27 protein-coding genes are annotated in these 26,021 nt (G+C 60.6%); 8 read left to right on the top strand and 19 right to left on the bottom strand.

The window, feature by feature from the left end:
• Window positions 1–41: 41 nt before the first annotated feature.
• Both ftsH and rlmE read right to left on the bottom strand, forming a co-directional pair.
• On the bottom strand, window positions 42–1,991 hold the full coding sequence (gene ftsH / locus ACB032_RS00870; RefSeq protein ID WP_011707080.1) for an ATP-dependent zinc metalloprotease FtsH: 1,950 nt from the start codon (window positions 1,989–1,991) through the stop codon (window positions 42–44).
• Window positions 1,992–2,036: 45 nt separating this feature from the next.
• Window positions 2,037–2,666: a 23S rRNA (uridine(2552)-2'-O)-methyltransferase RlmE gene (gene rlmE, locus ACB032_RS00865; protein WP_371137142.1), complete on the bottom strand. Its 630-nt coding sequence runs from the start codon at window positions 2,664–2,666 to the stop codon at window positions 2,037–2,039.
• Window positions 2,667–2,763: 97 nt separating this feature from the next.
• Between rlmE and yhbY the strand changes: the two genes are divergently transcribed.
• Together yhbY and ACB032_RS00855 are read left to right on the top strand one after the other, a co-directional pair.
• Window positions 2,764–3,060 (top strand): ribosome assembly RNA-binding protein YhbY, encoded by a 297-nt coding sequence (yhbY, locus tag ACB032_RS00860; RefSeq protein ID WP_005298134.1) that lies wholly within the window; start codon window positions 2,764–2,766, stop codon window positions 3,058–3,060.
• 104 nt (window positions 3,061–3,164) lie between these two features.
• Window positions 3,165–3,758 carry a PilZ domain-containing protein gene (locus ACB032_RS00855; RefSeq protein ID WP_371137141.1) on the top strand — a complete coding sequence of 198 codons (594 nt, stop codon included), beginning with the start codon at window positions 3,165–3,167 and terminating at the stop codon, window positions 3,756–3,758.
• 47 nt (window positions 3,759–3,805) lie between these two features.
• On the opposite strand, the gene greA is transcribed toward ACB032_RS00855, so the two are convergent.
• From greA to pomA, 3 genes are all read right to left on the bottom strand, one after another.
• Window positions 3,806–4,282 carry a transcription elongation factor GreA gene (greA, locus tag ACB032_RS00850; RefSeq protein WP_011707083.1) on the bottom strand — a complete coding sequence of 159 codons (477 nt, stop codon included), beginning with the start codon at window positions 4,280–4,282 and terminating at the stop codon, window positions 3,806–3,808.
• Window positions 4,283–4,436: 154 nt separating this feature from the next.
• Window positions 4,437–5,336 carry a flagellar motor protein MotB gene (locus tag ACB032_RS00845; RefSeq protein ID WP_371137140.1) on the bottom strand — a complete coding sequence of 300 codons (900 nt, stop codon included), beginning with the start codon at window positions 5,334–5,336 and terminating at the stop codon, window positions 4,437–4,439.
• Between the two features lie 8 nt (window positions 5,337–5,344).
• The gene (gene pomA / locus ACB032_RS00840) at window positions 5,345–6,103 is read right to left on the bottom strand and encodes a flagellar motor protein PomA (RefSeq protein ID WP_011707085.1); all 759 of its coding nucleotides are present in this window, start codon (window positions 6,101–6,103) and stop codon (window positions 5,345–5,347) included.
• Window positions 6,104–6,323: 220 nt separating this feature from the next.
• Between pomA and xseB the strand changes: the two genes are divergently transcribed.
• Genes xseB through dxs form a run of 3 tightly spaced genes read left to right on the top strand, consistent with a single transcriptional unit; the run spans window position 6,324 to window position 9,353 of the window.
• Window positions 6,324–6,575, top strand: a complete 252-nt coding sequence (gene xseB, locus ACB032_RS00835) for an exodeoxyribonuclease VII small subunit (protein WP_016351725.1) — start codon at window positions 6,324–6,326, stop codon at window positions 6,573–6,575.
• The gene (gene ispA / locus ACB032_RS00830) at window positions 6,576–7,466 is read left to right on the top strand and encodes a (2E,6E)-farnesyl diphosphate synthase (RefSeq protein WP_017409292.1); all 891 of its coding nucleotides are present in this window, start codon (window positions 6,576–6,578) and stop codon (window positions 7,464–7,466) included.
• A gap of 21 nt (window positions 7,467–7,487) precedes the next feature.
• Complete coding sequence (gene dxs / locus ACB032_RS00825; protein WP_371137139.1) at window positions 7,488–9,353, top strand: 1-deoxy-D-xylulose-5-phosphate synthase; 1,866 nt, start codon at window positions 7,488–7,490, stop codon at window positions 9,351–9,353.
• Window positions 9,354–9,430: 77 nt separating this feature from the next.
• Here the strand turns inward: dxs and ACB032_RS00820 are convergent, their stop codons facing one another.
• From ACB032_RS00820 to ribE, 8 genes are all read right to left on the bottom strand, one after another.
• Window positions 9,431–10,372 (bottom strand): ABC transporter permease, encoded by a 942-nt coding sequence (locus ACB032_RS00820; RefSeq protein WP_011707089.1) that lies wholly within the window; start codon window positions 10,370–10,372, stop codon window positions 9,431–9,433.
• A 3-nt stretch (window positions 10,373–10,375) separates the two neighbouring features.
• The gene (locus tag ACB032_RS00815; RefSeq protein ID WP_011707090.1) at window positions 10,376–11,350 is read right to left on the bottom strand and encodes an ABC transporter permease; all 975 of its coding nucleotides are present in this window, start codon (window positions 11,348–11,350) and stop codon (window positions 10,376–10,378) included.
• A gap of 99 nt (window positions 11,351–11,449) precedes the next feature.
• Window positions 11,450–13,006, bottom strand: coding sequence for an ABC transporter substrate-binding protein (locus ACB032_RS00810; protein ID WP_011707091.1), 1,557 nt, complete (start codon window positions 13,004–13,006; stop codon window positions 11,450–11,452).
• A gap of 70 nt (window positions 13,007–13,076) precedes the next feature.
• Entirely contained in the window at window positions 13,077–14,801 is a 1,725-nt protein-coding gene (locus ACB032_RS00805) for an ABC transporter ATP-binding protein (RefSeq protein ID WP_011707092.1), read from the bottom strand.
• A 510-nt stretch (window positions 14,802–15,311) separates the two neighbouring features.
• On the bottom strand, window positions 15,312–15,806 hold the full coding sequence (locus ACB032_RS00800) for a phosphatidylglycerophosphatase A (RefSeq protein ID WP_371137138.1): 495 nt from the start codon (window positions 15,804–15,806) through the stop codon (window positions 15,312–15,314).
• The gene (thiL, locus tag ACB032_RS00795) at window positions 15,803–16,762 is read right to left on the bottom strand and encodes a thiamine-phosphate kinase (protein ID WP_029299287.1); all 960 of its coding nucleotides are present in this window, start codon (window positions 16,760–16,762) and stop codon (window positions 15,803–15,805) included. Before thiL ends, ACB032_RS00800 begins: the two co-directional genes overlap by 4 nt.
• A 60-nt stretch (window positions 16,763–16,822) precedes the next feature.
• Complete coding sequence (gene nusB / locus ACB032_RS00790; protein ID WP_011707095.1) at window positions 16,823–17,236, bottom strand: transcription antitermination factor NusB; 414 nt, start codon at window positions 17,234–17,236, stop codon at window positions 16,823–16,825.
• A gap of 14 nt (window positions 17,237–17,250) precedes the next feature.
• Window positions 17,251–17,721 (bottom strand): 6,7-dimethyl-8-ribityllumazine synthase, encoded by a 471-nt coding sequence (gene ribE / locus ACB032_RS00785; RefSeq protein WP_016351731.1) that lies wholly within the window; start codon window positions 17,719–17,721, stop codon window positions 17,251–17,253.
• A gap of 198 nt (window positions 17,722–17,919) precedes the next feature.
• On the opposite strand from ribE, the gene ACB032_RS00780 reads away from it, so the two are divergent.
• The gene (locus ACB032_RS00780) at window positions 17,920–19,155 is read left to right on the top strand and encodes a trypsin-like serine protease (protein ID WP_371137137.1); all 1,236 of its coding nucleotides are present in this window, start codon (window positions 17,920–17,922) and stop codon (window positions 19,153–19,155) included.
• Between the two features lie 63 nt (window positions 19,156–19,218).
• On the opposite strand, the gene ribBA is transcribed toward ACB032_RS00780, so the two are convergent.
• The 6 genes from ribBA to glyA form a co-directional block, all read right to left on the bottom strand.
• Window positions 19,219–20,328, bottom strand: a complete 1,110-nt coding sequence (gene ribBA, locus ACB032_RS00775) for a bifunctional 3,4-dihydroxy-2-butanone-4-phosphate synthase/GTP cyclohydrolase II (RefSeq protein WP_016351734.1) — start codon at window positions 20,326–20,328, stop codon at window positions 19,219–19,221.
• A gap of 141 nt (window positions 20,329–20,469) precedes the next feature.
• A complete protein-coding gene (locus ACB032_RS00770) occupies window positions 20,470–21,123 on the bottom strand; it encodes a riboflavin synthase (protein WP_371137136.1) in 654 nt (217 codons plus the stop codon).
• A 54-nt stretch (window positions 21,124–21,177) separates the two neighbouring features.
• Window positions 21,178–22,287, bottom strand: coding sequence for a bifunctional diaminohydroxyphosphoribosylaminopyrimidine deaminase/5-amino-6-(5-phosphoribosylamino)uracil reductase RibD (gene ribD / locus ACB032_RS00765; protein WP_226032229.1), 1,110 nt, complete (start codon window positions 22,285–22,287; stop codon window positions 21,178–21,180).
• 96 nt (window positions 22,288–22,383) lie between these two features.
• Window positions 22,384–22,833, bottom strand: a complete 450-nt coding sequence (nrdR, locus tag ACB032_RS00760; protein WP_010675395.1) for a transcriptional regulator NrdR — start codon at window positions 22,831–22,833, stop codon at window positions 22,384–22,386.
• A gap of 134 nt (window positions 22,834–22,967) precedes the next feature.
• On the bottom strand, window positions 22,968–23,447 hold the full coding sequence (locus tag ACB032_RS00755) for a hypothetical protein (RefSeq protein ID WP_043120984.1): 480 nt from the start codon (window positions 23,445–23,447) through the stop codon (window positions 22,968–22,970).
• Window positions 23,448–23,530: 83 nt separating this feature from the next.
• Entirely contained in the window at window positions 23,531–24,784 is a 1,254-nt protein-coding gene (gene glyA / locus ACB032_RS00750) for a serine hydroxymethyltransferase (RefSeq protein WP_011707102.1), read from the bottom strand.
• A 433-nt stretch (window positions 24,785–25,217) separates the two neighbouring features.
• Here glyA and ACB032_RS00745 point away from each other — a divergent pair, with 433 nt between their 5' ends.
• Together ACB032_RS00745 and ACB032_RS00740 are read left to right on the top strand one after the other, a co-directional pair.
• Entirely contained in the window at window positions 25,218–25,505 is a 288-nt protein-coding gene (locus ACB032_RS00745; RefSeq protein ID WP_017409302.1) for a hypothetical protein, read from the top strand.
• A gap of 23 nt (window positions 25,506–25,528) precedes the next feature.
• Complete coding sequence (locus tag ACB032_RS00740; protein WP_371137135.1) at window positions 25,529–25,933, top strand: GFA family protein; 405 nt, start codon at window positions 25,529–25,531, stop codon at window positions 25,931–25,933.
• The last annotated feature ends 88 nt before the right edge of the window (window positions 25,934–26,021 follow it).

Genomic DNA, 26,021 nt, shown 5'->3' with positions numbered 1-26,021 from the left:
GAAAAACCCCGGGGCCAGCCCGGGGTTTGTATCATCACGATTTATTTGGCCGGCAGATCATTGGCCTTGTCGATATCGACATCGGCCACCTGCTCGGTCTCGGCTACCGCCGGCTTGGCCTCTGCTGCAACCGTGGCACCGCCTTGCGGGGTATCACCGTGCTCATCATGCCAGTTGCTGGGGGCACGCACTTCGCGGCGAGCCATCAGATCATCGATCTGCTTGGCATCGATGGTCTCGTACTTCATCAGCGCATCTTTCATGCTGTGCAGCACGTCCATGTTGTCCAGCAGGATCTGCTTGGAGCGGGCGTAGTTGCGATCGATGACCTGCTTGACCTCGGCATCAATGACGCGCGCAGTATCATCGGACATGTGCTTGGCCTTGGCCATGCTGCGACCGAGGAACACCTCGCCATCTTCTTCCGCGTAGAGCATGGGACCGAGACGCTCGGACATGCCCCACTGGGTCACCATCTTGCGGGCGATGTCGGTAGCACGCTCGATGTCGTTGGACGCACCGGTCGATACCTTCTCGGCACCGTAGATCAGCTCTTCCGCCAGACGGCCGCCGTACAGGCTGGAGATCATGGATTCCAGGTGCTGCTTGGAGTGGCTCCAGCGATCCTGCTCCGGCAGGTACATGGTCACCCCCAGCGCACGACCGCGCGGAATGATGGAGACCTTGTAGACGGGATCATGATCCGGCACCAGACGACCAATGATGGCGTGACCGGCTTCGTGATAGGCCGTCATCTCTTTCTCGGACTCTTTCATCACCATGGAGCGACGTTCCGCGCCCATCATGATCTTGTCCTTGGCCTTTTCAAACTCGGCCATGGAAACCACACGACGGCTCTCGCGAGCCGAGAACAGGGCAGCTTCGTTGACCAGGTTGGCCAGGTCAGCACCGGAGAAACCGGGGGTGCCGCGGGCAATCAGCGCCGGATTGACGTCATCCGCCAACGGTACCTTGCGCATGTGCACTTTCAGGATCTGTTCGCGACCACGCACATCCGGCAGACCGACCACGACCTGGCGGTCAAAACGACCCGGACGCAGCAAGGCAGGGTCCAGTACGTCAGGACGGTTGGTGGCAGCGATGACGATGATGCCTTCATTGCCTTCAAAACCATCCATTTCGACCAGCATCTGGTTCAAGGTCTGCTCACGCTCGTCATGACCACCGCCTAGCCCGGCGCCACGCTGGCGACCGACCGCATCGATCTCGTCGATGAAGATGATGCAGGGAGAAGACTTCTTGGCCTGCTCGAACATGTCGCGTACCCGGGAGGCACCGACACCCACGAACATTTCGACGAAATCTGAACCCGAAATGGTAAAGAAGGGCACCTTGGCCTCACCCGCAATGGCCTTGGCCAGCAGGGTCTTACCGGTACCGGGAGGACCTACCAGCAGTACGCCGGTCGGGATCTTGCCGCCCAGTTTCTGGAACTTGCTCGGATCGCGCAGATAGTCGACCAACTCCTTCACCTCTTCCTTGGCCTCGTCACAGCCAGCCACGTCGGCAAAGGTGGTCTTGATCTGATCTTCACTCATCAGGCGAGCCTTGCTCTTGCCGAACGACATGGCACCCTTGCCACCACCGCCCTGCATTTGACGCATGAAGAAGACCCAGACACCGATCAGCAACAGCATCGGGAACCAGGAGATGAAGATGGACGTCAGCAGAGACGGCTCTTCCGGCTTCTCGCCCATCACTTTGACATTGTGATTGAGCATGTCGTTGAGCAGCTGGGGATCCGGCGCCGGGATGATGGTGGTGAAGCGTTCACCGGTGCGCTTGACGCCATTAATGACCTTGCCATCCATCCGCACTTCACGGATCTGCTCTTGGGTCACTTCTTTAACGAAGCTGGAATAGTCCAGCTGGCGACTGGTGGTATCGCTGGGGCTGAAGCTATTGAACACCGACATCAACACGACGGCGATGACCAGCCACAGGATTAGGTTTTTCGCCATGTCACTCAAATCAGTAACCTCGCAGACTGACAGTTAACGATGAAGGTTAGGGTACTACAGTTTAAAACCGGTAGCCACAATGTAGACTTCTCGTGAACGGGCACGAGACGAGTCTGGTTTACGAATCTTGACAGCAGTGAAAAGTTTACGGATTTCATTGAGATAGATATCAAACCCCTCCCCCTGGAACACCTTAACCACGAAGCTGCCGTTGGCCCGCAGGACCTGATTGCACATGTCCAGTGCCAGTTCGACCAGATACATGGAACGGGCCTGATCCACCTGCTGGGTACCGCTCATGTTGGGTGCCATGTCGGACATGACGACATCAACCTTGTCCGGACCTACCCGTTCAAGCAGAGCGCCCAGTACAGTTTCCTCCCGAAAGTCGCCCTGAAGGAAATCGACACCGGCGATGGAATCCATCGGCAGAATATCGCAGGCGATCACCCGGCCCTTGTCACCGACCTGGGCGATGGCAAACTGGGACCAGCCACCGGGGGCCGCCCCCAGATCCACCACCGTCATACCCGGCTTGAGCAGTTTGTCCTTGCCCTGGATCTCGTCGATCTTGAACACGGCACGGGATCTCAGTCCCAACTTCTGGGCTTTTTTGACGTATTGATCGTCAAAATGCTCTTTTAACCAGCGGGTTGAACTGGGGGAATGTTTTTTCTGGGTCATGATCGTCGACTTTAAAAAACCACAAGGGTTATTAGTATTAAGGGCTAAGTGGGGGTAGAATACGCCCCTTTCAACCCTGACTTATGAAGAAATTGCCATGATTCTCAACAATAAACAGAAACAGTACCTCAAGGGCCTTGCCCACAGTCTGAAGCCGGTCGTCCTGCTGGGACAACACGGTCTGACCGAAGGTGTGCTGGCCGAGATCGATCTGGCGCTCAACCACCACGAGCTGATCAAGGTTAAGGTTGCGTCTGAAGATCGTGAGATGAAACAGCTGGTTATGGATGCCATCGTCCGTGAAACCGGCGCGGTGAAAGTACAGAGCATCGGCCACGTGCTGACCATCTATCGTCAGGCCAACGAGCCGAAAATCCAACTGCCCCGCAAGTAACAGGAAAGAGCATCGCTCTTTCCTTCATTTCCCCTCTTCCCAAGTCGCTTGCCAAAGTAGTCGCCAGGCCCTTAACCTGCGATGAATACTCGTGGATACCCGCTATGGATCACCATCAGATTCTCACCGAAGATGAACTGGCCATGCTACGGGACTTGGGAAGCGATCAGGAGACGGCCGCCGGTCAATCCCTGAGCGGTTATCTCGCCACTCCCCTGCTAGGCCTGCTGCAACGCGCCGACCAGCTGGTGCTGGAAGCCCGTTTTGCCGGGCATCAGCTCCGTTTTCCGCTGCGCTTCACTCAAGGGGATGATGGCTTCGTCGAGCCACGCATCGCCGCCCCCGTCATCAAGGAGCTGGGTTATCCCCATCCACGCACCTGGCGGCTGGACGAGCAGGCCAGCTTCAGGATGGGTGGGCATGACTATCTGGTGCACAGCCTGTCGCTCGATGGTCTGGTCGTCGAGGGCCTGCCGCCCGGACTGGCCGTCGGCGCAACCTTGACGGGCAGCCTGATCATTGAGGATCTCACCCCCCTGCCGCTCAGCGCAGAGCTGGTCAGACACATTCATCGCCGCAACGGCATCCAGGGCTGGGCACTGCATTTCCAGATGGCCAAACCGGACCTTGAACTGCTGCGCAACTGGATGTTTCAGCGTCATCAGGACGCCTTCACCCAGGCTTACCAGCCCCGCTAAATACAAACAGGGGAGCCGGGGCTCCCCTGTTCTGGCATCAACCTACCTCAGAGGTAGGCAACTTCCAGGATCTCGTACTCCACATCGCCTGCCGGCGTCTTGACGATAGCCACATCGTCCACTTCCTTGCCGATCAGGGCACGGGCGATGGGGGAATTCACGGAGATCATGTTCTGTTTGATGTCCGCCTCGTCGTCGCCCACGATACGGTAGACCACCTCTTCTTCCGTCTCGCTCTTGAGCAGAGTCACGGTTGCCCCGAAGATGACGCGGCCATTGTTGGTCATCTTGGTGATGTCGATCACCTGGGCGTTGGAGAGCTTGCTCTCGATTTCCTGGATACGGCCTTCACAGAAGCCTTGCTGCTCGCGGGCAGCATGGTATTCGGCGTTTTCTTTCAGATCACCATGTTCACGGGCATCTGCAATCGCTTCGATAATCTGCGGACGCAGCTCGGTCTTGAGATATTCGAGCTCTTCACGCAGCTTTTCAGCGCCGCGAACAGTCATCGGAGTATGATTCATAGTCGAAACCTGGGTTGCTTGAAAAGAGAAGCTGCGGCTATCAGAGAGAGCCGCAGCTGTCGGTTCGGATGAGGCATCTTAATATGAAGCCGGCACAAAATCCATGTCAGTCCCTGCGAGCGGGATCGCGCTTTCTCATCAGAATTTGCCGGAACTATTTCTGCTCCTGCGCGCTGATCGGGGCTGACACCGTCGGTTTGCCCTGCATGATGGAGATCTCCACCCGCCGGTTCATGCGCCGGTTTTCCGGGCTGGTGTTGGGCACCAGCGGCTGGGAATCGGCCATGCCTTGTACCACCAGCCGCCCGCCATCGAAGCCCGGCACCTTGATCATCTGGTGGGCTACCGCCACCGCCCGCTGGGAGGAGAGCTCCCAGTTGGACTGGAACAGCTCATCCTCGGTGGCTGCATCATCGGTGTGACCCGAAATGGTGATCTCGCCGGGCACATCCTTGAGCAGGGCTGCCACCTTGCGCACCACCGGCCAGAACTGGGGCTGCAGGAAGGCGGATCCCGCCGGGAAGGCCGCTTTTTCCCGGATTCGGATGATGATCTGCTGACCCAGCGCCTCCACTTCGATGGCGCCATCCTGGATCTGCGCCTTCATCTGATCCGCCAGCGCCTTGGCCAGCGCGTTGGACTGCTCCTGCTGCTGTTGTTTCTGCGCCTCCTGCTGGGTGTCGCCCCCCACCAGCTTCTCTTCGCTCTTGTCATGACCGCCGGCCTGATCGGCATCGCCGGGCTGGAAATCCAGCTTGGTCTGGGTCATGTCCATGGTCTGCTGCATGATGGTATCGATGGGGGTGGGCTCCGGGCGACCCGGCCTGAACTCCTGGGCGATGACGGAGGTTCCCTTGGGGATGTCCTTCACCTCGAGAATGTTCTGCACCCCGAACGCCTTCTCCATGGAGCCGGCAATCTGCTTGAACTTCTGCACGTCCATCTCGGCAAACGAGAGCAGCAGCACGAAAAAGCACATCAACAGCGACATCAGGTCGGCGAAGGTTCCCATGTAGCCGGGCAGACCGGGAGGTGGGCATTTGCACTTTGCCATGCGTGCTCCTATTCGGTCCCGTTGTTGCGTTTGGACTGATTCAGGTAGTTCTGCAGCATGGCCTGGATCACCCGCGGGTTCTGGCCGTCCTGAATCCCCATGATGGCGTCGAGGATCAGGGTACGGCTCAACTGCTCCTCACCGCTGCGCAGCTCCAGCTTGTCGGCGATGGGGATGGCGATCATGTTGGCCTCGATCGCCCCGTACAGGGTGGTGAGCAAGGCCACCGCCATGGCCGGGCCGATGGACTTGGGATCGCTCATGTTGGCCAGCATGGCCACCAGCCCAACCAGAGTACCTATCATCCCCATGGCGGGGCCAAGATCCCCCAGGGAGCGGAACACCTTGACGGCGATGACGTGGCGCTCCGAGGTCAGCTCGATGTCCTTCTCCATCACAGCCCGTACCACGTCGGCGTCATGGCCATCCACCAGCATGTCGATGCCCTTCTTCATGAAGGTATTGGGGATCTCCGCCGCCTCCAGGGCCAGGAAGCCCCCCTTGCGGGCCGCGTCCGCCAGCTCCACCGCCTTGGCAATCAGGTCATCGAGCTTGTCCCCCTTGTACATGAAGGCCTTGCCAGCCACCTTGAACGCCATCAGAAACTGGCCGAGGTTGAACTTCATCATGCAGATGAACAGAGAACCCAAAATGGTGATATAGACCGAGGGCATATCCACATACATGCTCATGGGGCCACCCAGCAGCATGCCGTACACCACCACCCCGAACCCCAGCACTATGCCTATCAGACTGCCTAAATCCACATCCCTACTCCTGTCAGCTGAAATTTGTTGTATCTGCAGTTTGTTGAATTTTCTGCTATTGGCTCATCAGCGGCAAGGGTTGCCACAATTTTCCCCGTTCGGAAGATGGCTTATTATCGGCCACTTTTCCGAGAGTTTAAGCCGACGGCATTTTTCTGCCTCCCCCCTGCCCGTCGTCGATGTTAAGATAAGCCGTTTTTTTCAATCCCCGAGGATGGACATGGCCAGTAAAAAAATCGACCGCCTGAGTTTTGATGCCACTCTGGAAGAGCTGGAAACCATAGTTCATCAACTGGAACAGGGCTCCCTGCCGCTGGAAGAGGCCCTCAAGCAGTTTGAGCAGGGCATTCATCTGGTGCGGGCCGGCCAGCAGAAGCTGGAGCAGGCCGAGCAGAAGATCCAGATCCTGCTGACTCAGGCCGATGGCAGCGAGCAAGCCGTCCCCTTCCAGCCAGAGCAAGGAGAGGAGTGAGTGACGCTGGACGATTTTTCCCGCCTGCACCGGCAACGTATTGACGACTGTCTGTCTGCACAACTTGAATCCTTGCCCGCCATGGCGCCGCGCCTGCGCGATGCCATGCGCTACGGCCTGCTGCTGGGCGGCAAGCGGGTGCGCCCCTTCCTGGTCTACGCCGTCGGCGAGATGCTGGGCGTAAAGAACGAACTGCTGGACGGCCCGGCCGCCGCGGTGGAGTGCATCCACGCCTACTCCCTGCTGCACGACGACCTGCCCGCCATGGACAACGACGATCTGCGTCGCGGTCAGCCGACGGTGCACAAGGCATTCGATGAAGGCACCGCCATTTTGGCCGGCGACGCCCTGCAGACCCTGGCCTTCACCATTCTGGCCGATCACCCGATGCCGGACTCACTGCTGGCCAACCGGGTACGGATGCTGAGCCGGCTGGCCCGCGCCTCGGGTTATCTCGGCATGTGCGGCGGCCAGGCGCTGGATCTGCAGGCGGAAGGGCGCCAGATTTCCCTCGCCGAACTGGAACAGGTACACCGCCACAAGACCGGGGCTCTCATCGAGTGCGCCGTGGCGCTTGGCGCCCTGTGCAAGGCGGACGTGGATGAAACCACCCTGAGCGCGCTGCAAACCTATGCCGCCGCCATCGGTCTCGCCTTCCAGGTGCAGGATGACATCCTCGACATCACGGGCGACACCGCCACCCTCGGCAAGCGACAAGGTTCCGATCTGGCGCTGGAAAAGAGTACCTATCCGGCGCTGCTGGGGCTCGACAATGCCCGTGAGCTGGCTCGCGAACTGCATGGTAAAGCCTTAACAGCCTTGCAATCTTTGCCCTACAATACCGACATTCTGGAAGCGTTTGCCGATTACATCATCGAGCGAACCCACTAAACGCTGGATAACAGTAACAATATGAGCGTTGATATAAGCAATTTCCCCAACCTGGCCCTCGCGGATACGCCGGTCGAGTTGCGATCCCTGCCCTTCGAGCGACTGCCCGTGCTGTGCAACGAACTGCGTGAATATCTGCTGCGTTCGGTGAGTCGCTCCAGTGGCCATCTTGCCTCCGGGCTCGGCACCGTCGAACTGACGGTGGCGCTGCACTACGTCTACAACACCCCGTTCGATCGGCTGGTGTGGGACGTGGGCCACCAGGCTTATCCCCACAAGATCCTCACCGGTCGCCGCGATCGGATGCAGAGCATCCGCCAGAAAGACGGTCTGCACCCCTTCCCCTGGCGTGGCGAGAGCGAATATGACGTGCTCTCGGTCGGCCACTCCAGCACCTCCATCGGGGCGGCGCTCGGCATGGCCGTGGCGGCCGAGAGCGAAGGGCTTGGCCGCAAGGTGGTGGCGGTGATCGGCGATGGCGCCATCACCGCCGGCATGGCGTTCGAGGCGCTCAATCACGCCGGCGATGTCCACCAGGACATGCTGGTGGTGCTCAACGACAACGAGATGTCCATCTCCGAAAATGTCGGGGCGCTCAACAACCACCTGGCCCGCATCATGTCTGGCAAGCTCTACACCACCATCCGCGAGGGTGGCAAGAAGGTGCTGGCCGGTCTGCCGCCGGTCAAGGAGCTGGCCAAGCGGGCCGAGGAGCACCTCAAAGGAATGGTGGTGCCCGGCACCCTGTTCGAGGAGTTCGGCTTCAACTACATCGGTCCCATCGACGGCCACGACATCAACGCCCTGGTCGAGACCCTGCGCAACATGCGCAACCTCAAGGGGCCGCAGCTGCTGCACGTCAAGACCAAGAAGGGCAAGGGCTACGAGCCCGCCGAGAAGGACCCCATCGGTTATCACGGCGTGCCCAAGTTCAACCCGGACGAGTGCACCCTGCCCAAGGCGAGCGGCGGCAAGCCGAGCTTCTCCGCCATCTTCGGCCAGTGGCTGTGCGACATGGCGGCCAAGGATGAGCGGCTGGTCGGCATCACCCCGGCCATGCGCGAAGGCTCCGGCCTGGTGAAGTTCAGCCAGCAGTATCCGGATCGCTACTTCGACGTGGCCATCGCCGAGCAGCACGCAGTCACCTTCGCCGCCGGTCTCGCCATCGCCGACCAGAAGCCGGTGGTCGCCATCTACTCGAGCTTCCTGCAGCGGGCCTACGACCAGCTGATCCACGATGTGGCGCTGCAAGAGCTGCCGGTGCTGTTCGCCATCGACCGGGCCGGTCTGGTGGGGGCCGACGGCCCCACCCATCAGGGGGCGTTCGACATCAGCTTCCTGCGCACCGTGCCCAACATGGTGATCATGACCCCGTCCGACGAGAACGAATGCCGTCAGATGCTCTACACCGGCTACCAGTGCAACGGGCCGGCGGCGGTACGCTACCCCCGCGGCAGCGGCACCGGCATCCAGGTCGAGAGCGAGATGCAGGCGCTGGCGCTCGGCAAGGGCCGCATTGTGCGTCAAGGCAAGGGCACCGCCATCCTGGCATTCGGCACCCTGCTGCAACAGGCCAAAGCGGCAGCCGAGGCGCTCGATGCCACCCTGGTGGATATGCGCTTCGTCAAACCGATGGACGAGGCCCTGGTGCTCTCCCTGGCCGCGACTCACGATCAGTTTGTCACCCTCGAGGACAACGCCATCATGGGCGGCGCGGGCTCTGCGGTGAACGAGTTGCTGATGCGCAGCAAACAGTGCAAGCCGGTGCTCAACCTCGGCCTGCCGGATCGCTTCGTCGAACAGGGTACCCAGGAGGAGATTTACGCTCTGCTGGGGCTCGATGGCGCCGGTATCCAGCGCAGCATCGAGCAGTGGCTGCAGGCTTGACCTCCTCAGCACACAGCAAAAGGGCGCCGTTATGGCGCCCTTTTTGTTTGTCTGTCTCGTTGGTTTATCTGTGACCATCAGCCCTTGTAGAGCTTGGGATTGAACACATCCCGCAGCCAGTCACCCAACAGGTTGATGACCAGCACCAGCACCACCAGGCAGATGCCCGGGAAGGCGGTGATCCACCAGGAACCGGAGAAGATGTAGTTGAAGCCCACGCTGATGAGCGAGCCCAGCGACGGCTGATCCACCGGCATCCCCAGACCGAGGAAGGAGAGGGCTGCCTCGCTCATGATGGCGTTGGCCACCTGCACCGTGGAGATGACCAGGATCGGCGACAGGCAGTTGGGCAGAATGTGGCGGAACATGATGCGCGGGGCGCGAAAGCCCATCACCTTGGCCGCTTCCACATACTCCTTCTTCTTCTCCGCCAGCACCGAGGCGCGCACGGTTCGGGCGTACTGCGGCCACTCGGCGATACCGATGATCACCACCAGCATCAGGATGGCGAACTTCGAGTAGAACTCGGAACCAAACGTCGCCTGGAAGATGGCGGAGATGATGATCGCCACCATCATGGTGGAGAACGACAGCTGCACGTCGGCAAAGCGCATCAGCAGGCTGTCGATGCGGCCACCGAAGTAACCGGCCATCAGCCCGATGACGATGCCGAGCACCAGCTGCAGCGCCACCGCGAACAGACCTATGGTCAGCGAGATGCGGGCGCCATAGAGGATGGTGCTCCAGATATCGCGGCCCTGGTTGTCGGTACCGAGCCAGAAGCGCTCTTCTCCCCCTTCCAGCCAGGAGGGGGGCAATTCGGCATCCATCAGATCGAAGCTGGTCTGGTCATAGACGTTGTACGGGGCCAGCCAGGGTGCCAGCAGCGCCGCCAGTACGAACACCACGAACACCGCAAAGCTGAACATGGCTACCTTGTCCCGCAGGAAGTAGTAGACGATGTCGGAATTTTTAAAGCGTGCCCAACGGCTTGGGCTTGCAGTCACAGCATTAGTCATCTGTTACCCCTTGGCGGTCAGGTTGACGGTCGGGTTGATCAACCCGTAAAGCAGGTCGACCAGGGTGTTGGTCACCACGAAAATGAGCCCGACGAAGATGACGTAGGCGGTGATGAGGGGCGTATCGACCCGGTGGATCGCCTCAAGGAACAGGAAACCGGTCCCTGGCCACTGGAACACGCTCTCGGTCAGGATGGTGTAGGCCACCATGGTACCGATCTGCACACCACCGACGGTAATGACCGGCAGCATGGTGTTCTTGAGGGCGTGGCTGTAGTAGACCTTGTTGTTGTCCAGCCCCTTGGCACGGGCGAACTTGACGTACTCGGAGGAGAGCTGCTCCAGCATCTCGGAGCGCACCAGCCGGATGAACAGCGGCAGCATGATGGAGGAGAGCGCCACGCAGGGCAGGATCAAATGCTTGATGCCGTCCCAGGTGAAGAAGCCCGACTCCCAGCCCAGCAGGTTGTAGGTCTCGCCGCGGCCATAGGCCGGCAGCCAGCCCAGCTGGATGGAGAAGAGGTACATCAGCATGATGGCGGTCAGGAACACCGGGATCGAGATGCCGATGCTGCTCCCCGCCATGATGATCTTGGTCGGTATGCTGTGCGGGCGGATCGCCGAGTAGACCCCAAGCGGAATGGAGACCACCACGATGATCAGCGCAGCGCCAAACACCAGCTCAAGAGTAGCCACCAGCTTGTCGAGGATAACCTCGAGGGCTGGTCGCTTGAAGAAGTAGGAAGTACCCAGATCCCCGTGTACCGCGTTCTTCAAGAAGCGGCTGTATTTGACGAGGAAAGGATCGTTGAGGCCCATCTTCTCGCGCAATTCGTGGCGCTGGGCTTCGGAGACGGATTGTCCCACCAGCTCGCGCAACGGATCCCCCAGGTTGTCCTGGATGGAGAAGGCGACCAGGCTGATGACGAACATCACTATCACGGCCTGATAGAACCGTTTCAGCAGGAATGTAAACATGCTTGTCCTTCTACGTGGCCTGTGTCATGGCACAGGCTTCTGTTAGCAGGCGGGGTGGCCGGCTGACCACCCCGCCCCGTCCTTCCTTGCAACCTTCGCTTACTTGCCGACCACCAGGTCGCCGAAGTAAGGGAAGTTCATCACGTTGACCACCGGCTTGATGTCGGCGTTCTTCTTGGCGCCGTAGGCCAGATCTTCCCAGTGCAGCGGCACGTAGGCAGCGTCGTCGATCAGCATGGCTTCGACCTTCTTCAGCATCTCGGCACGCTTGGCCGGATCGGTCTCGGCGTTGGCCTGCTCGACCAGCTTGTCAGCCTCGGCGTTGGCATAACCGGCGCAGTTGTACTGACCCATGCCGGTCTTGGCATCCTTGGTGAAGGTCAGGAACTCGAAGAAGTTCGCACTGTCTTCGGTGTCGGAGTGCCAGCCGATCAGCTGCATGTCCGCGGCGCACTTGTCAAACTCAGGCCAGTACTGGGCCACCGGCATGGTCTTCAGATCCACCTTGATGTTGATCTTGGCCAGCATGGCGGAGACGGCCTGGGCAATCTTGACGTCGTTGACGTAACGGGCAGCCGGGGAGATGAAGCTCATCTTGAAGCCCTGCTCATAGCCGGCTTCCTTCATCAGCTGCTTGGCCTTGGCCAGATCATACTGGGGCTTGAGCGCCTCGTTGTGACCGGCATAGCCTTTCGGGCTCAGCTGGCCGGCAGGGGTACCGAAACCTTTGTTGATCTTCTCGACGATGCCCACCTGGTTGATGGCGTAGTTGATCGCCTGACGCACGCGCTTGTCTTTCAGCGCCGGGTTGGTGTTCTGGTTCAGCTCGATGATAATGGCGCGGGTACCGGACAGGGTCACCAGCTGGGTGTCCTTGCCGTTCTTCACGCGCTCCAGATCGTTTGGCGCAACCGGGTAGATCACGTCCACGTCGCCACCCAGCAGGGCCGCCACGCGGGTGGCGTCTTCCTTGATGGGCACCACGGTCAGGTTGTCGACGTTGCCCTTGGAGGCCTTGTCCCAGTAGTTGGCGTTGCGGGTGTACTCCAGCTTGACGCCCTGCTCGCGGAACTTGACGCTGAACGGGCCGGTACCGGAGACGTGGGTGGAGGCGTAGGAATCGCCGTTTTTGACGATCTCGGCCTTGTCTTTGCCCGCCTCGGTCTTGCCGGTATAGAACTTGGAGTCCATCGGGAAGATGTAGGTGACGGTCTGCAGCACCAGCGGGAACGGCTTGGCGGTGACGAGATCGACGGTGTACTCATCGACCTTCTTCACTTCGGCGATGGGATCGAAGATGGCCTTGAAGTCGACGGAGGACTTCAGACGGTTGACGGTCCACACCACGTCGTCGGCGGTGAAGTCGTTGCCGGAGTGGAACTTGACGCCCTTGCGCAGGAAGAAGCGCACGGTCTTGTCGTCGATGCGCTCATACTTCTCGGCCAGACGCGGCTCGAATTTCAGGTCCTGGGTGTAACGCATCAGCGGATCGAACACCAGGTGGGACATCTCCAGGGTCTGACCGGAGAGCTGCTCCTGCGGGTCCAGCGAGGTGGCGTCGGAGGCGACGGCAACCTTGATGTCGACGGCGGAAACGTTAAAAGCGAAACCGGCGGCAAACAGCGCCAGGGCAATCTTGGATAATCCTTTCTTCATGTCTTTCTCCATGCTTTTGGCTTTTTATTGACACTTTTTTTGACAAGCAGAGCGGCGGGCCGCCCCTTTCCTAGCTTGCGATTTCCAGCCCCTCACGGGACATTCCCTTGAACTCCGGCATGAGGGAGATCAGCTTGCGGCTGTACTCATGCTCGGCATTGGTAAAGAGTTTCTCGGTCTCCGCCACTTCCACCAGATGACCGTGCTGCATCACCCCGATGCGATCGCACATCTGACGGATCACCGGCAGATCGTGACTGATGAACAGCATGGTGAGGCCAAGCTCCTGCTGCAGATCCTTGAGCAGGTTGAGGATCTGGGCCTGCACCGAGACATCCAGCGCCGAGGTGGGCTCGTCGCAGATGAGGAAGCGTGGCCGGGTCGCCAGGGCGCGGGCAATGGAGATGCGCTGACGCTGGCCGCCGGAGAATTCGTGGGGATACTTGACCCCGGCACCACGGCCAAGGCCGACGTGATCCAGCAGATCCCCCACGATCCCCTCGATCTGGCTCTCGCTGCCGGCCAGCTTATGAAAGCGGATCGGCTCTGCGATGATGTCGCGCACCTTCATGCGCGGGTTCATCGAGGAGTAGGGGTTCTGGAACACCATCTGCATCTGGCGACGCAGCGGGCGGCGCTCATGCTCGCCCTTGAGCGCGGTCAGATCGATCCCCTCGAAGAAGATCTTGCCGGTATCAGGCGGATAGAGGCCGGTGATGGCACGGGCGATGGTCGACTTGCCGGAGCCAGACTCCCCCACCAGGCCGAAGGTTTCACCCTCGAAGATCTCGAAGCTGATGTTGTTGCAGGCCCGCACGTACTGACGGCGGCTCGGGAACAGGGAATCCTTGGTGACGAACTTCAGATCCACGTTCTCCACCCGCAGCAGCGCACCTTCATAGGCGCGCTCGTCCTGACTCTGGCCGAGCCAGTGGGTCTTGAGATCGATGCTGGTGTCCGCCGCACCGGCGTCCTCGATATAGGAGACCAGCGGGAAGCGCACCAGCTTCACATCCGAGCGGGGCACCGCCGAGATGAGGCTGCGGGTATAGGGGTGGTTGGGGCGACCCAGCACCTGTTCGGTGGTACCGAACTCCACCAGATCGCCGCGATACATGACCGCCACCTTGTCGGTGACGTTGGACACCACGCCCATGTCATGAGTCACCAGCATGCAGCCCACCTGCCGCTCTTTGCAGAGGTTGCGGATGAGCTGAAGGATCTGATCCTGGATGGAGACGTCCAGCGCCGTGGTCGGCTCGTCGGCGATGATGAGCTCGGGATCGCCGGAGAGGGCGATGGCAATCACCACCCGCTGGCGCATGCCGCCGGAGAACTGATGGGGGTACTGCTTGATGCGCAGCTCAGGCTGCGGGATCCCCACCGCCGCCATCAGGGAAAGCGCCTTGGCGAACGCCGCCTCACGGGTGAGATCGGTATTGGCCAGAATGGTTTCAACCAGCTGCCGTTCGACGGTGAACAGCGGGTTGAGGGAGGTCATGGGGTCCTGGAAGATGAAGCCGATACGCGACCCTCGAATGGCCCGCATCTCGTTCTGGCTCTTGCCGGAGATGAGTTCGCCATTGAGATAGATGTCGCCACGGGCGATACGGCCAGGGGGGCTCAGCAGGTCGATGACGGCGTTGCCTATGGTGGACTTGCCGGCACCGGATTCGCCTACCACACCGACTATCTCCCCCTTTTCAACGGAAAAAGAGAGATCCTTCACTGCGGCCAGCACCCCGTAGCGGGAGGGGTACTCGATCCGCAAGTTTTTCACTTCGAGCAAGGACATGTTTACCTCTGCGGGGGACATCCGTCCCAAATAATTCGTCCGTAAATCGGCCGCAGATGCCGGTCGTGCCTTGGGGTGATCTTGAGTGCTTGATATGACTGCAAAACGCTCAATCCATGAGACAACGAAACCAGCGATCCGGGCGGGTTTTTTGCATTTTTTTGGAATAACCCGCGAGTAACTTAGACGGTTTGACGGCGAGTGTAAATGATCGGGTTATACAATTTCGCAATACTTTGCTCAGTTAGCAGCCAAGTCAGTAGTCATAAATCATGACTCCTATCACATATACAGACTATATGACCGACAAAATGCCTTACTAGTGCTTTTACTTTCAACAATGGCGTAACAGGCGGGAATATTCACTATCGACACAATAGTCTTAAGCTTCGAATGAGTAGTGAATATTTATGTGAAATGATTTTTTAACGGCAGCATATGCCGATGAATGAAAACTAAACAGAGATATATAGGGGGATGCCAGCATGGTACTCCCCCTTGCTGTGACCCTCAACCCAGCCAGTATGCCAGTGATTGCATACAAAACAGGGCGAACAGGCCGGCGATGAGATCGTCCAGCATGATGCCGAGGCCGCCATGGATGCGGCGGTCGAACCAGGAGATGGGCCAGGGCTTGAGGATGTCGAACAACCGGAACAGCACGAAGCCGGCCACTACCCACTCCCAGCCGGCCGGGGCCGCTATCATGGTGACCCCAAAACCGATCACCTCGTCCCAGACGATGGCGCCGTGATCCGGCATGCCGATGGTATCGGTGGCGCTCTGGCAGATGCGAATACCCGCCACGAAGCCCACTATCAGCAGTGCGATGAACCAGGGCGTCGACAGACCGCTCACCAGCAGGTAAAGGGGGATGGCGGCGAGCGTCCCCATGGTACCCGGCGCCTTGGGCGAGAGGCCGGAACCAAAGCCCACCGCCAGAAAGTGCAGCGGATGCTTCAGGTTCAGCCGCTTCAACTCGGGCTTTATCGTGAACAGGCTCATGCGAAGTGGTCCCACCCTTTCAGCTCCAGCGCCACCGTTTGTTCGCCCCGCAGATAGTCGATGCCCGGCTCGCCGGCAACGATGCGGCCGATGCGGGTAAACTTGACGCCGCAATTGGCCAGCGCCGTGTCCAGCGCGCCGCGATGTTCCTCCGGCACGGTGAAGCAGAGCTCATAGTCATCGCCACCGGCCAGTGCCAGCTGCCAGGCATCCTGTTCGCTCACCGCATCCTGCAGCACCGGCGAGAGCGGCAGCAGATCGAGATCGATCTGGGCCCGCACGCCGGAGGCCTTGAGGATATGGCCGAGATCCGAGGCCAACCCGTCGGAGAGATCCAGTGCGCTGCCGGCCAGCCCGCGCAGGGCCTGTCCGGCCAGAATGCGGGGATGGGGATGGTCGAGGCGCGGCAGCACGGCCGCTAGCTGGTTCTCGTTGAGGGTTCGCTTGGCCAGCAGATGGGAGAGCGCCAGGGCGGCATCGCCCAGGGTGCCGGTCACATAGACCCCGTCCCCGGCCTTGGCGCCGCTGCGCAGCAGGGCACGGCCAGCCGGCACCGACCCTTTCACCGATACCGTAATGGAGAGCGGGCCGCGGGTCATGTCGCCGCCCACCAGCGCCACGTTGTAATATTCGGCAAGCTCCAGGAACCCTTCCGCAAAGCCGGCCACCCAGGCCTCGTTGATGGTGGGCAGGGTCAGCGCCAGCGACACCCAGCGCGGCTCGGCGCCCATGGCGGCCAGATCGGAGAGATTGACCGCCAGCGCCTTGTAGCCGAGATCCACCGGATCCATGTCGGGAAAGAAGTGGACGCCGCTCACCAAGGTATCCGTGCTCACCGCCAGCTGGGTGTCGGGGGGCAGGGTCAGCAGGGCACAATCATCTCCAGGGCCCATCACCACGTCCTTGCGGGCGTGGGGGACCTTGAAGTACTTATCAATCAGCTCGAATTCACCCATACAGTAAAAAGCCAGCAATAAGCTGGCTCCTCTCTTAGATGCTGTTGACGGACAGCAGGATCAACGCTTGTTCAGCGACTTGATCACCTTGTCCAGTACACCGTTGACAAACTTGTGGCTGTCATCGGCAGCAAAGGATTTGGCCAGCTCGATCGCTTCGTTGATGGCCACGCGCGGCGGCACATCATCACGACGGGTCAGCTCATAGGTCGCCAGACGCAGGATCGCCTTGTCCACCATGTCCACTTCTTCCAGCGGACGGGAGAGGAAAGGTGCGAAGACCTTGTCCAGCTCGTTGCAGTGGAGGGCTACTCCGAACAGCAGATCGCGGAAGTAGTTCAGGTCCACACCCTTGGTGTCCTGATCGATCTTGAACTGCTCTTCGATGTCGCCCACGTTGGCCTTGGTCATCTGCCACTGGTAGATGGCCTGGGTGGCACAATGGCGGGCCTTGCGGCGCTCGGACGGTTTCAATGCATTTCTCCTCGTTACACGTCCAGCTGTTTCAGGACGTTGATCATTTCGAGCGCGCTCAATGCTGCCTCTGCACCCTTGTTACCCGCCTTGGTACCGGCACGCTCGATGGCTTGTTCAATGTTTTCAGTGGTCAGTACGCCGAAGGCAACCGGAATTTCATATTCCATCATTACCTGGGCCATGCCCTTGCTGTTCTCGTTTGCCACCAGATCGAAGTGATAGGTGCCGCCACGGATGACGGTGCCCAGCGCCACGATGGCGTCATATTGACCACTCTTGGCCAGCTTCTTGATGGCCAGGGGGATTTCGACTGCGCCCGGCACTCGCACCAGGGTCAGGTTGCTGTCCTGGACTTGACCTTGACGCTTCAGTACGTCTACCGCACCGTCCACCAGGCTTTCGTTGATGAAGCTGTTGAAACGGGCAACGACAATAGCAACGCGCGCCTCAGGAGCGGCGATATTTCCTTCGATAACCTTCATGGGAAATCCTGTCTCTGTGCAATCAAAAGGGGCCGGAGTCAAAAGTGCGCACATTCTAGCACAAAGGGGAATCGGACAAAAACATGCATCACAATTCTGGCAACGAGACCTCTATTGACCTTTTGCTTAACTGCTCCGACCTGTTAATAATACGTCGCCCCGGCACGGGGTAAAAATAATAACATCAAGGAGTTCAGTATGTTGGATTTAAAACGCAGCGGCGTCGCACTCGCCTGCCTGCTGCCGCTGGCTGTTCAGGCCGATGCTGGTAGCCAACGCATCATCGGCGGCAGCGCCGTCACAGCCCCCAGCTGGATGGTGGCCGTCGGCGAAGTCGTCAACGGCAATTGGAGCAATTTCTGCGGTGGCACCCTCATCGACAAGCAGTGGGTACTCACCGCAGCGCACTGCGTAGCAAATGCCCAGTCAGGTCCCATGGAAGTGGCCATCGGGGTGAGTGATCTCAGCCGTCCTCACACCCGCAGCAAGGTCGATCAGGTGCTGATGCACCCGGAATATTATGTCAATCTGTTGAGCAATCTGGGTTATCGCGAGACACCATATTCTTCCGATGTTGCTCTGCTGCACCTGGCTACTCCTGTTACGCAGGCTCCCATCGTCATGGCCGATATAACAACCAAGGATACTTGGCAATGGAATACCACTATGCTGCACGCCATTGGCTATGGCGGCATCAATCCTGACGCAACCAAATCTAGTCCACAATTGCTGGCGGTAGATCTCGCCTATCGGGGTGAGCGGGATTACTGGTACGGTGACCCGACCACGACCCATATTTTCGCCGGCAAGCTGGCCGGTCAGGACACCTGCAAAGGCGACAGCGGTGGTCCGCTCACTTATGGTGGAAAACTGGTCGGCGTGACCAGCTACGGGGCCTTCCCCTGCGCTACCGGCAGCGCCGGTGGCTATACCTACGCACCTGCTTTCAGTGACTGGATCGCCGGGCTGCAGCAAGGCGTCACCCTGACCACAATCCGAGGCCTGATCCTGCCTTCAGGCACCAGTGGCTGGGCCGACTACCTGCTGGCCAACCGCAGCAACCAGGCGGTCACCCTGAGCGGCATCTACAGCGATGCCCCCGCCATGAACAACGACTGCCCCGGCCGTCTGGAAGCGGGTCAAACCTGCACCCTGCGGCTTCGCGCCGATGGTAACGACACAGTCGGAACCCTGCGCGTGCAGAGCGTTGAACTCACCGCCACCAATGACCAAGGCGCAAGCCAGCGTTTTCAGAGCGTCCTGATGAGCCTCACCAAGGAGCCCACCAAGACCCCGGATACCACTGTCACGCCAACGACTCCGACAACGACTACCACCAACACTTCCAATGGTGGTGGCAGTGGCGGTGGCGGCACCACCGGTTTCGCAGCCCTGTTGCTGCTGCCGCTGGCCTGGTTGCGCCGGCGCCGCTGAGGCAAAACAACAAGGGATGACCGAGGTCATCCCTTGCTTCATATTCATTTCATCACATCAGGCTTATTCGCCGACGTATTCCACCACTTCCAGACCGAAACCGCCGAGGGCATGGTACTTCTTCGGCGAGCTCAACAGGCGCATCTTGCCGACCCCCAGCGCCTTGAGGATCTGGGAACCGACGCCGACCCGGCGCGAGGTACCCTGCCACTTGGCCCCTTCCGGTGCCAGCCCCTTGTCCGCTGCCTCGAATCCCTTGACCCGGGCCAGCAGCTCGGCGCCGTGGGCTTCCGCCCCCAGGATCACCAGCACCCCGCCTTCATCGGCGATGCGGGCCATGGATTTGGGCAGCGGCCAACTGCGGGCGCTGTGGCGGTCGGTCAACAGCAGATCGCTCAGCACGTCGTGCAAATGGACTCGTACCAGGGTTGGCTGCTCGGCCTGAACCTCACCCTTTTTCAGGGCGAAGTGCACCTGGTTGTCGATGGTGTCGCGGAAGGTGATGAGGTCGAACTCGCCAAACTCGGTGGGCAGCTTGCACTCGGCCACTTTCTCGACCGTGGTCTCGTGCTGGTTGCGGTATTCGATGAGGTCGGCGATGGTGCCGAGCTTGATACCGTGCTGCTCGGCGAACAGCTCCAGATCGGGGCGGCGCGCCATGGTGCCATCTTCGTTGAGGATCTCGACGATGACGGACGCCGGCTCATAACCCGCCAGCCGGGCCAGATCGCAACCGGCTTCGGTGTGGCCGGCACGGGTCAGCACGCCACCGTCCTGCGCCATCAGCGGGAAGATGTGGCCGGGCTGCACCAGATCGGCGGCCTTGGCGTTCGGTGCGACAGCCGCCTGCACCGTGACGGCGCGGTCGGCGGCGGAGATGCCGGTGGTTACCCCTTCGGCCGCTTCGATGGTCACGGTGAAGGCGGTGGAGAACTGGGCGTTGTTGCGATCGACCATCAGCGGCAGCGCCAACTGCTTGCAGCGATCCCGGGTCAGGGTCAGACAGATGAGCCCCCGGCCGTAGCGGGCCATGAAGTTGATATCTTCCGGGCGGACACAGGAGGCGGCCATGATGAGGTCCCCTTCGTTCTCCCTGTCTTCGTCATCCATCAGGATCACCATCTTGCCAGCCTTGATATCGGCAATGATTTCCTGGGTCGTGCTTAGCGCCATGGGCTACTCCATCAACATGCTGCGGGGATTGAGCCAGTCGGCTCGGCTTGATACTGCCTATTGTGCTCTAGATGGGGCACAGGGGGCCCCATTTCAATCGGCGCGGGATCACAGAAAAGCGTTTTTCCCGCCGAGGGTCCATCACAGGAAGCCGGACTGGGCCAGCTTTTCCAGGGTCAAGGTGGAGGCGCTGCTCTCCTCGCGCTTGCCCGTCATCAAGCGCTCCAGATAGCGGACAATCTGATCCACCTCGAGATTGACCCTGTAGCCAGGTTTCCACTGGGCGATGGTGGTCTCCTGGGCGGTGTGGGGCACTATGGTCAGCCGGAACAGATCCCCCTGTACGGCATTGACGGTGAGGCTGATGCCGTCCACCGCGATCGAGCCCTTCTCGGCGATATAGCGGGAGAGCTCGCCCGGTGCCTTGATCCAGTACTCGATGGCGCGGCCGCTGGCGGACTTGCTCTTCACCTCGCCGATACCGTCCACATGGCCGGAGACCAGGTGACCGCCAAGGCGAGAGGTGGGCATCAACGCCTTCTCGAGGTTGACCCGATCGCCCACCCTGGCGGTGGCGAAACCGGTGCGGGAGAGGGTTTCCAGCGACACGTCGGCGGTATAGCTCTTGTCGCCGAGCGCAATCACGGTGAGGCAGACGCCGTTGGTGGCGATGGAGTCGCCCAGCTTGACGTCGCCAAAGTCCAGGGTCGGTGCGTGCACGGTGAGGGCCATGTCCTCACCCTGGCGGCGCAGCTCGGCCAGGGTTCCCACCGCTTCGATAATTCCGGTAAACATGCAGATCACCTTGCTGATGACGGGGGCGGCACGGCCCCCTTTAACATTGATAAATCAGGCCAGTCTGGCCGTAATGCGGATATCCGGCCCCACCATGCGCACATCCTTGATGTTGAGCTTAGGCGCCTGGAACAGCCGGGTCAGCCCCGGCAGGTGGAACAGGCCGCGCCCCTCATCCCCCATCAGTTTGGGCGCCTGATAGAGCACCAGCTCGTCCACCAGCCCCTTGTCCAGCAGGGCGCCGCACAGCCGCGGTCCTGCCTCCACCAGCACAGAGTTGACGTTCTGCTTGGCCAGCAGCATGAACAGGCTGACCAGATCCAGCTTGCCATCCAGCAGCGGTACTTCCAGTTGCTGCACCCAGGCGGGCCACTCACCGGATGCCTTGTGGCGAGCCAGCAGTACCGGGCCCTCGCTCTGGAACAGCGGCAGATCCGGGGTGAGCCGGTTTTGCGAATCGACGATGACCCGCAGCGGCTGGCGCAGGGTCTCTTTGGGATAGGCGGCCTTGACCGAGGCAGGCAGCTCGTCCCAGCGCACGGTGAGGGAGGCGTTATCCGCCAGCACGGTTTCGGCGCTGGAGAGCACCGCATCGTGGCGAGCCCGCAGCCGCTGCACGTCGCGACGCGCCTCCGGGGAGGTGATCCACTGGCTCTCGCCGCTCGCCATGGCGGTACGACCATCCAGGCTGGCGCCAAGCTTGACCGTCACCTGCGGAAACGCGGTGCGCATCCGCTTGAAAAAGCCCGGGTTGAGCGCCTCGGCCTCGGCGGCCAGAAGGCCGAAATCAGTCTTGATGCCAGCCTCGGAGAGCATGCGCAGGCCGCGCCCGCCCACCTGAGGGTTGGGATCCACCATGGCGGCCACCACACGGGTCACCCCGGCCTTGATCAGCGCCTCGGCACAGGGCGGGGTGCGGCCGTGATGGGAGCAGGGCTCCAGGGTCACGTAGGCGGTAGCGCCACGGGCGTTGTCACCGGCGGCATGCAGGGCATAGACCTCGGCATGGGGCTCGCCGGCCCGCTGGTGCCAGCCCTCTCCCACCACCACGCCGGCCTTCACCAGCACGGCGCCGACGCAAGGGTTGGGGGCCGTGGTGTAACGGCCGCGGCGGGCCAGTTCGAGGGCCCGGCTCATCCATTGGTAATCATCTTGACTAAACATCTGGGCTCCTCTGACAGCACATCCAGGCTTACGCAATATCGTAGGTTCGATTAGCGCAGCGTAATCGAACGCGGCAACCTGGTTTGGAAGAAAGGCTTACTTCTCCAGCTTGGCGATCTCTTCACCAAACTCGCGAATGTCTTCAAAACTGCGATAGACGGAGGCAAAGCGGATATAGGCCACCTTGTCCAGGCTCTTGAGCTCGTCCATCACCAGGTTGCCCACCAGCTGGGAGGCGACTTCGCGCTCGCCGGTGGCGCGCAGGCGGGACTTGATGTGGTTGACCGCCTTTTCGATGGCCTCCATGCTCACCGGCCGCTTCTCCAGCGCCCGCAAGATGCCGGCCCGCAGCTTGTCTTCGTTGAATGGCTCGCGCGAGCCGTTGGATTTGATGACGCGGGGCATCACCAGCTCGGCCATCTCGAAGGTGGTGAAGCGCTCGTGGCAGAGCAGGCATTCGCGACGGCGGCGCACCTGATGGCCTTCGGCCACCAGACGGGAATCGATCACCTTGGTATCTACCGCACTACAGAAAGGGCAATGCATCGGACCTCCGGCGTTGACGGAAAAGGGCGCCGGCCCCGGGGGCTGGCTCTAGGCCGGCCAGTGTAGCACGGCCATCCGGAACCGGTAAAAGCCCGTGGAAACAAGGGACGGCATACACCCAGGCGGCCCCTGGCTCAGTCATCATAAGGCAGGGTATCGGGGTCGCAGCCCTGATAATCGGGTGCGGGATCGACGGCAAAGCGGCGGGCCTCGATATGGCTGTGGCCCAGCAGCAACGCCTTGCCTACCCGGTGCATGCCATCCATCACCCGGCCGGCGCTGTCCAGCAGGATGGGATAGGCGAGATCGGCCGCCATCATCAACTGGCAGTGCGCCACCACGCTGCGCACCGTGGGACTGGCGGCGTCATGGCCGTACCAGTGCACCTGATCGAGTTCGGCAATCTCGCCGAGCGCCACCGCCTGCACCGGCAGGTCGCGGCTCAGTCGCACCAGCCGACGCACGTCCCAGGCCAGCAGCCCCTTTTCGCTGGCGCGAAAGTGGTACTGGGCGCGGATCGCCTGCCTGAGCGCAGCCTCCAGCGCCTCGTCTTGCTGTTCACTGGCCATGGTCAGCTTGCCTTGCCCGCTATGCTCTTCGCCCTTCAGCGTCATCAGGCCCTCCTGTGTTGCCAAACGCCACAAAAAACAATGCCACCCGTGGGTGGCATTGGTCTCAAACCGGGTGAAGGCCGTTATCAGGCATACACCGGGAAACGACGGCAGATGTCCAGCACCTGTTCACGTACGGTGGCCAGCACGGCATCGTTGTCGTGGTTGTCCAGCACGTCACAGATCCAGTTGGTCAGCTGGATGGACTCGGCTTCCTTGAAACCACGGCGGGTGATGGCCGGGGTACCGATCCGCACACCGGAGGTGACGAACGGGGAGCGCGGGTCGTTGGGCACGGAGTTCTTGTTGACGGTGATGTTGGCTTTACCCAGCGCAGCGTCGGCCTCTTTGCCGGTCAGCTCACGGCCGATCAGGTCAACCAGCATCAGGTGGTTGTCGGTACCGCCGGAGACGATCTTGTAGCCGCGCTCGATGAAGGTCGCAGCCATCGCCTTGGCGTTTTTCACGACCTGAGCCTGATAGGTCTTGAACTCCGGCTCCAGTGCCTCTTTGAAGGCCACCGCTTTACCGGCGATGACGTGCATCAGCGGGCCACCCTGACCACCCGGGAAGACGGCGGAGTTGAGCTTCTTGTAGAGCTCCTCGTCGTCGGCGGCGGAGAGGATCAGACCACCGCGCGGACCAGCCAGGGTCTTGTGGGTGGTGGAGGTGACCACGTGGGCGTGGGGCACCGGGTTCGGGTAGACACCAGCGGCGATCAGGCCGGCCACGTGGGCCATGTCGACGAACAGCCAGGCACCGACCTTGTCGGCGATTTCGCGCATGCGGGCCCAGTCAACAATGCCGGAGTAGGCGGAGAAGCCACCGATCATCATCTTCGGCTTGTGCTCGACAGCCTGACGTTCCATGTCGTCATAGTCGATCTTGCCGGACTCGTCGATGCCGTAGGGGATGATGTTGTACAGCTTGCCGGAGAAGTTGACCGGGGAGCCGTGGGTCAGGTGACCGCCGTGGGCCAGGTTCATGCCCAGCACGGTGTCGCCCGGTTGCAGCAGAGCCATGTAGACGGCGCTGTTGGCCTGGGAGCCGGAGTGCGGCTGCACGTTGGCGTAGGTGGCACCGAACAGCTCTTTGGCGCGCTCGATAGCCAGGGTTTCAACCACATCCACATACTCGCAACCACCGTAGTAACGCTTGGAGGGGTAACCCTCGGCGTACTTGTTGGTCAGCTGGGAGCCCTGGGCTTCCATGACACGGGGGCTGGTGTAGTTCTCGGACGCAATCAGCTCGATATGCTCTTCCTGACGACGGGTCTCGTCTGTGATGGCCTGCCACAGCTCTGGATCATAGCCGGCAATGGTCATGTCACGTTTCAACATCCGTTTCTCTCCTGAAAATCGTTTGCGCGATAGGTGAAGTGGGCAGGCGCATTGTAACGTGAGCTGGATCAAAGAGACAGTCCAACCACCCAAAAATTTGTTTAAAAAATGTAAAATGTGTCGCGAAATTCACAATGACCATGGCCCCCAATCGGCTGAACCGTCATCGCCCGACACCCACGCCAGCCGTGCCATCCCCTGTCACCGCTCGGGCATCATGACCTGGCCCGGACTGGCCTAACTGCAAAAACCAGAGCCAGATCATGGATATAGCATTTACTAACAGATAACATCTTTAGCTGGCACAGCGGTTGCCCGGCATGCGCAACAACGACGCGACTGGCAACAGAAGGGCCCTCTCATCGCATTCGGTCAACTGCTGCTCACGTCATCCCCTTGCCTCTTTGCACCGCAGACCTCACGGGAGTAAGCCATGCTGGATAACCTGATGCTGTTTCTGATTATTTCGGTATTCGCGCTGTTCTATTGGATCTACTATACCGGCACTCGCAAGAGTCCCTTTGTCACGCAGTGGGATCAACTGCCCACCCGCGAGCAGTATCTGGCAGCGCACCCGGAAGCCATCGATGGCGACATCATCTTCTGCATTCATTGCGGCCACCATCAGCAACTGGATGTGGGCCTGGTGCACCAGACCGATTTCCGGCGCCAGCATATCTGCACCCGCTGCAAGAAGACGCTCTATCGCGAGGAGCTCTGACCCATCAGCCAAGGATCCGCAAGATGACATCATTGACCGCCAGCTGCCTGTGCGGCGCCGTCGCCCTGAGCCTGCCCGACCGCTTCGACTACCTGGGCAACTGCCACTGTTCCGAGTGCCGCAAATTTTCCGGCGCCGATTACGCCCCGGTGGGCGGCCTGGATGGCGCGCTCGTCACCATCACTCGAGGAGAGGAGGCCATCAGCCGCTTCCAGAAATCCCCCGAGACCACCCTCGCCTTCTGCCGCCACTGCGGCTCCAGCCTGTTCAGCGAGAAGCGCAGCAGCGGCAAGTTGAACCTGCGCCTCGGCATTCTCGATACGGAGCCGAGCCAGCGGCCCGGCTTTCACATTTTCGTCGGCTCCAAGGCCCCCTGGCACGAGATCACCGATGGGCTGCCGCAGTTTGAGACTCGCCCCACCGCCTGACACCGTCGCCGACATGCCCTGAAAAGGCCGCCTCTGGCGGCGTTTTTCCCGACTTGTTCGGCGGATTGTCACCTATGGGTTAACTTTT

It is taken from the genome of Aeromonas sp. S5(2024), from assembly GCF_041403025.1.
Lineage (GTDB): Bacteria > Pseudomonadota > Gammaproteobacteria > Enterobacterales > Aeromonadaceae > Aeromonas > Aeromonas hydrophila.
The sequence above is the reverse complement of the archived record's forward strand: the minus strand, read 5'-3'. Positions and strand labels throughout refer to the sequence as shown.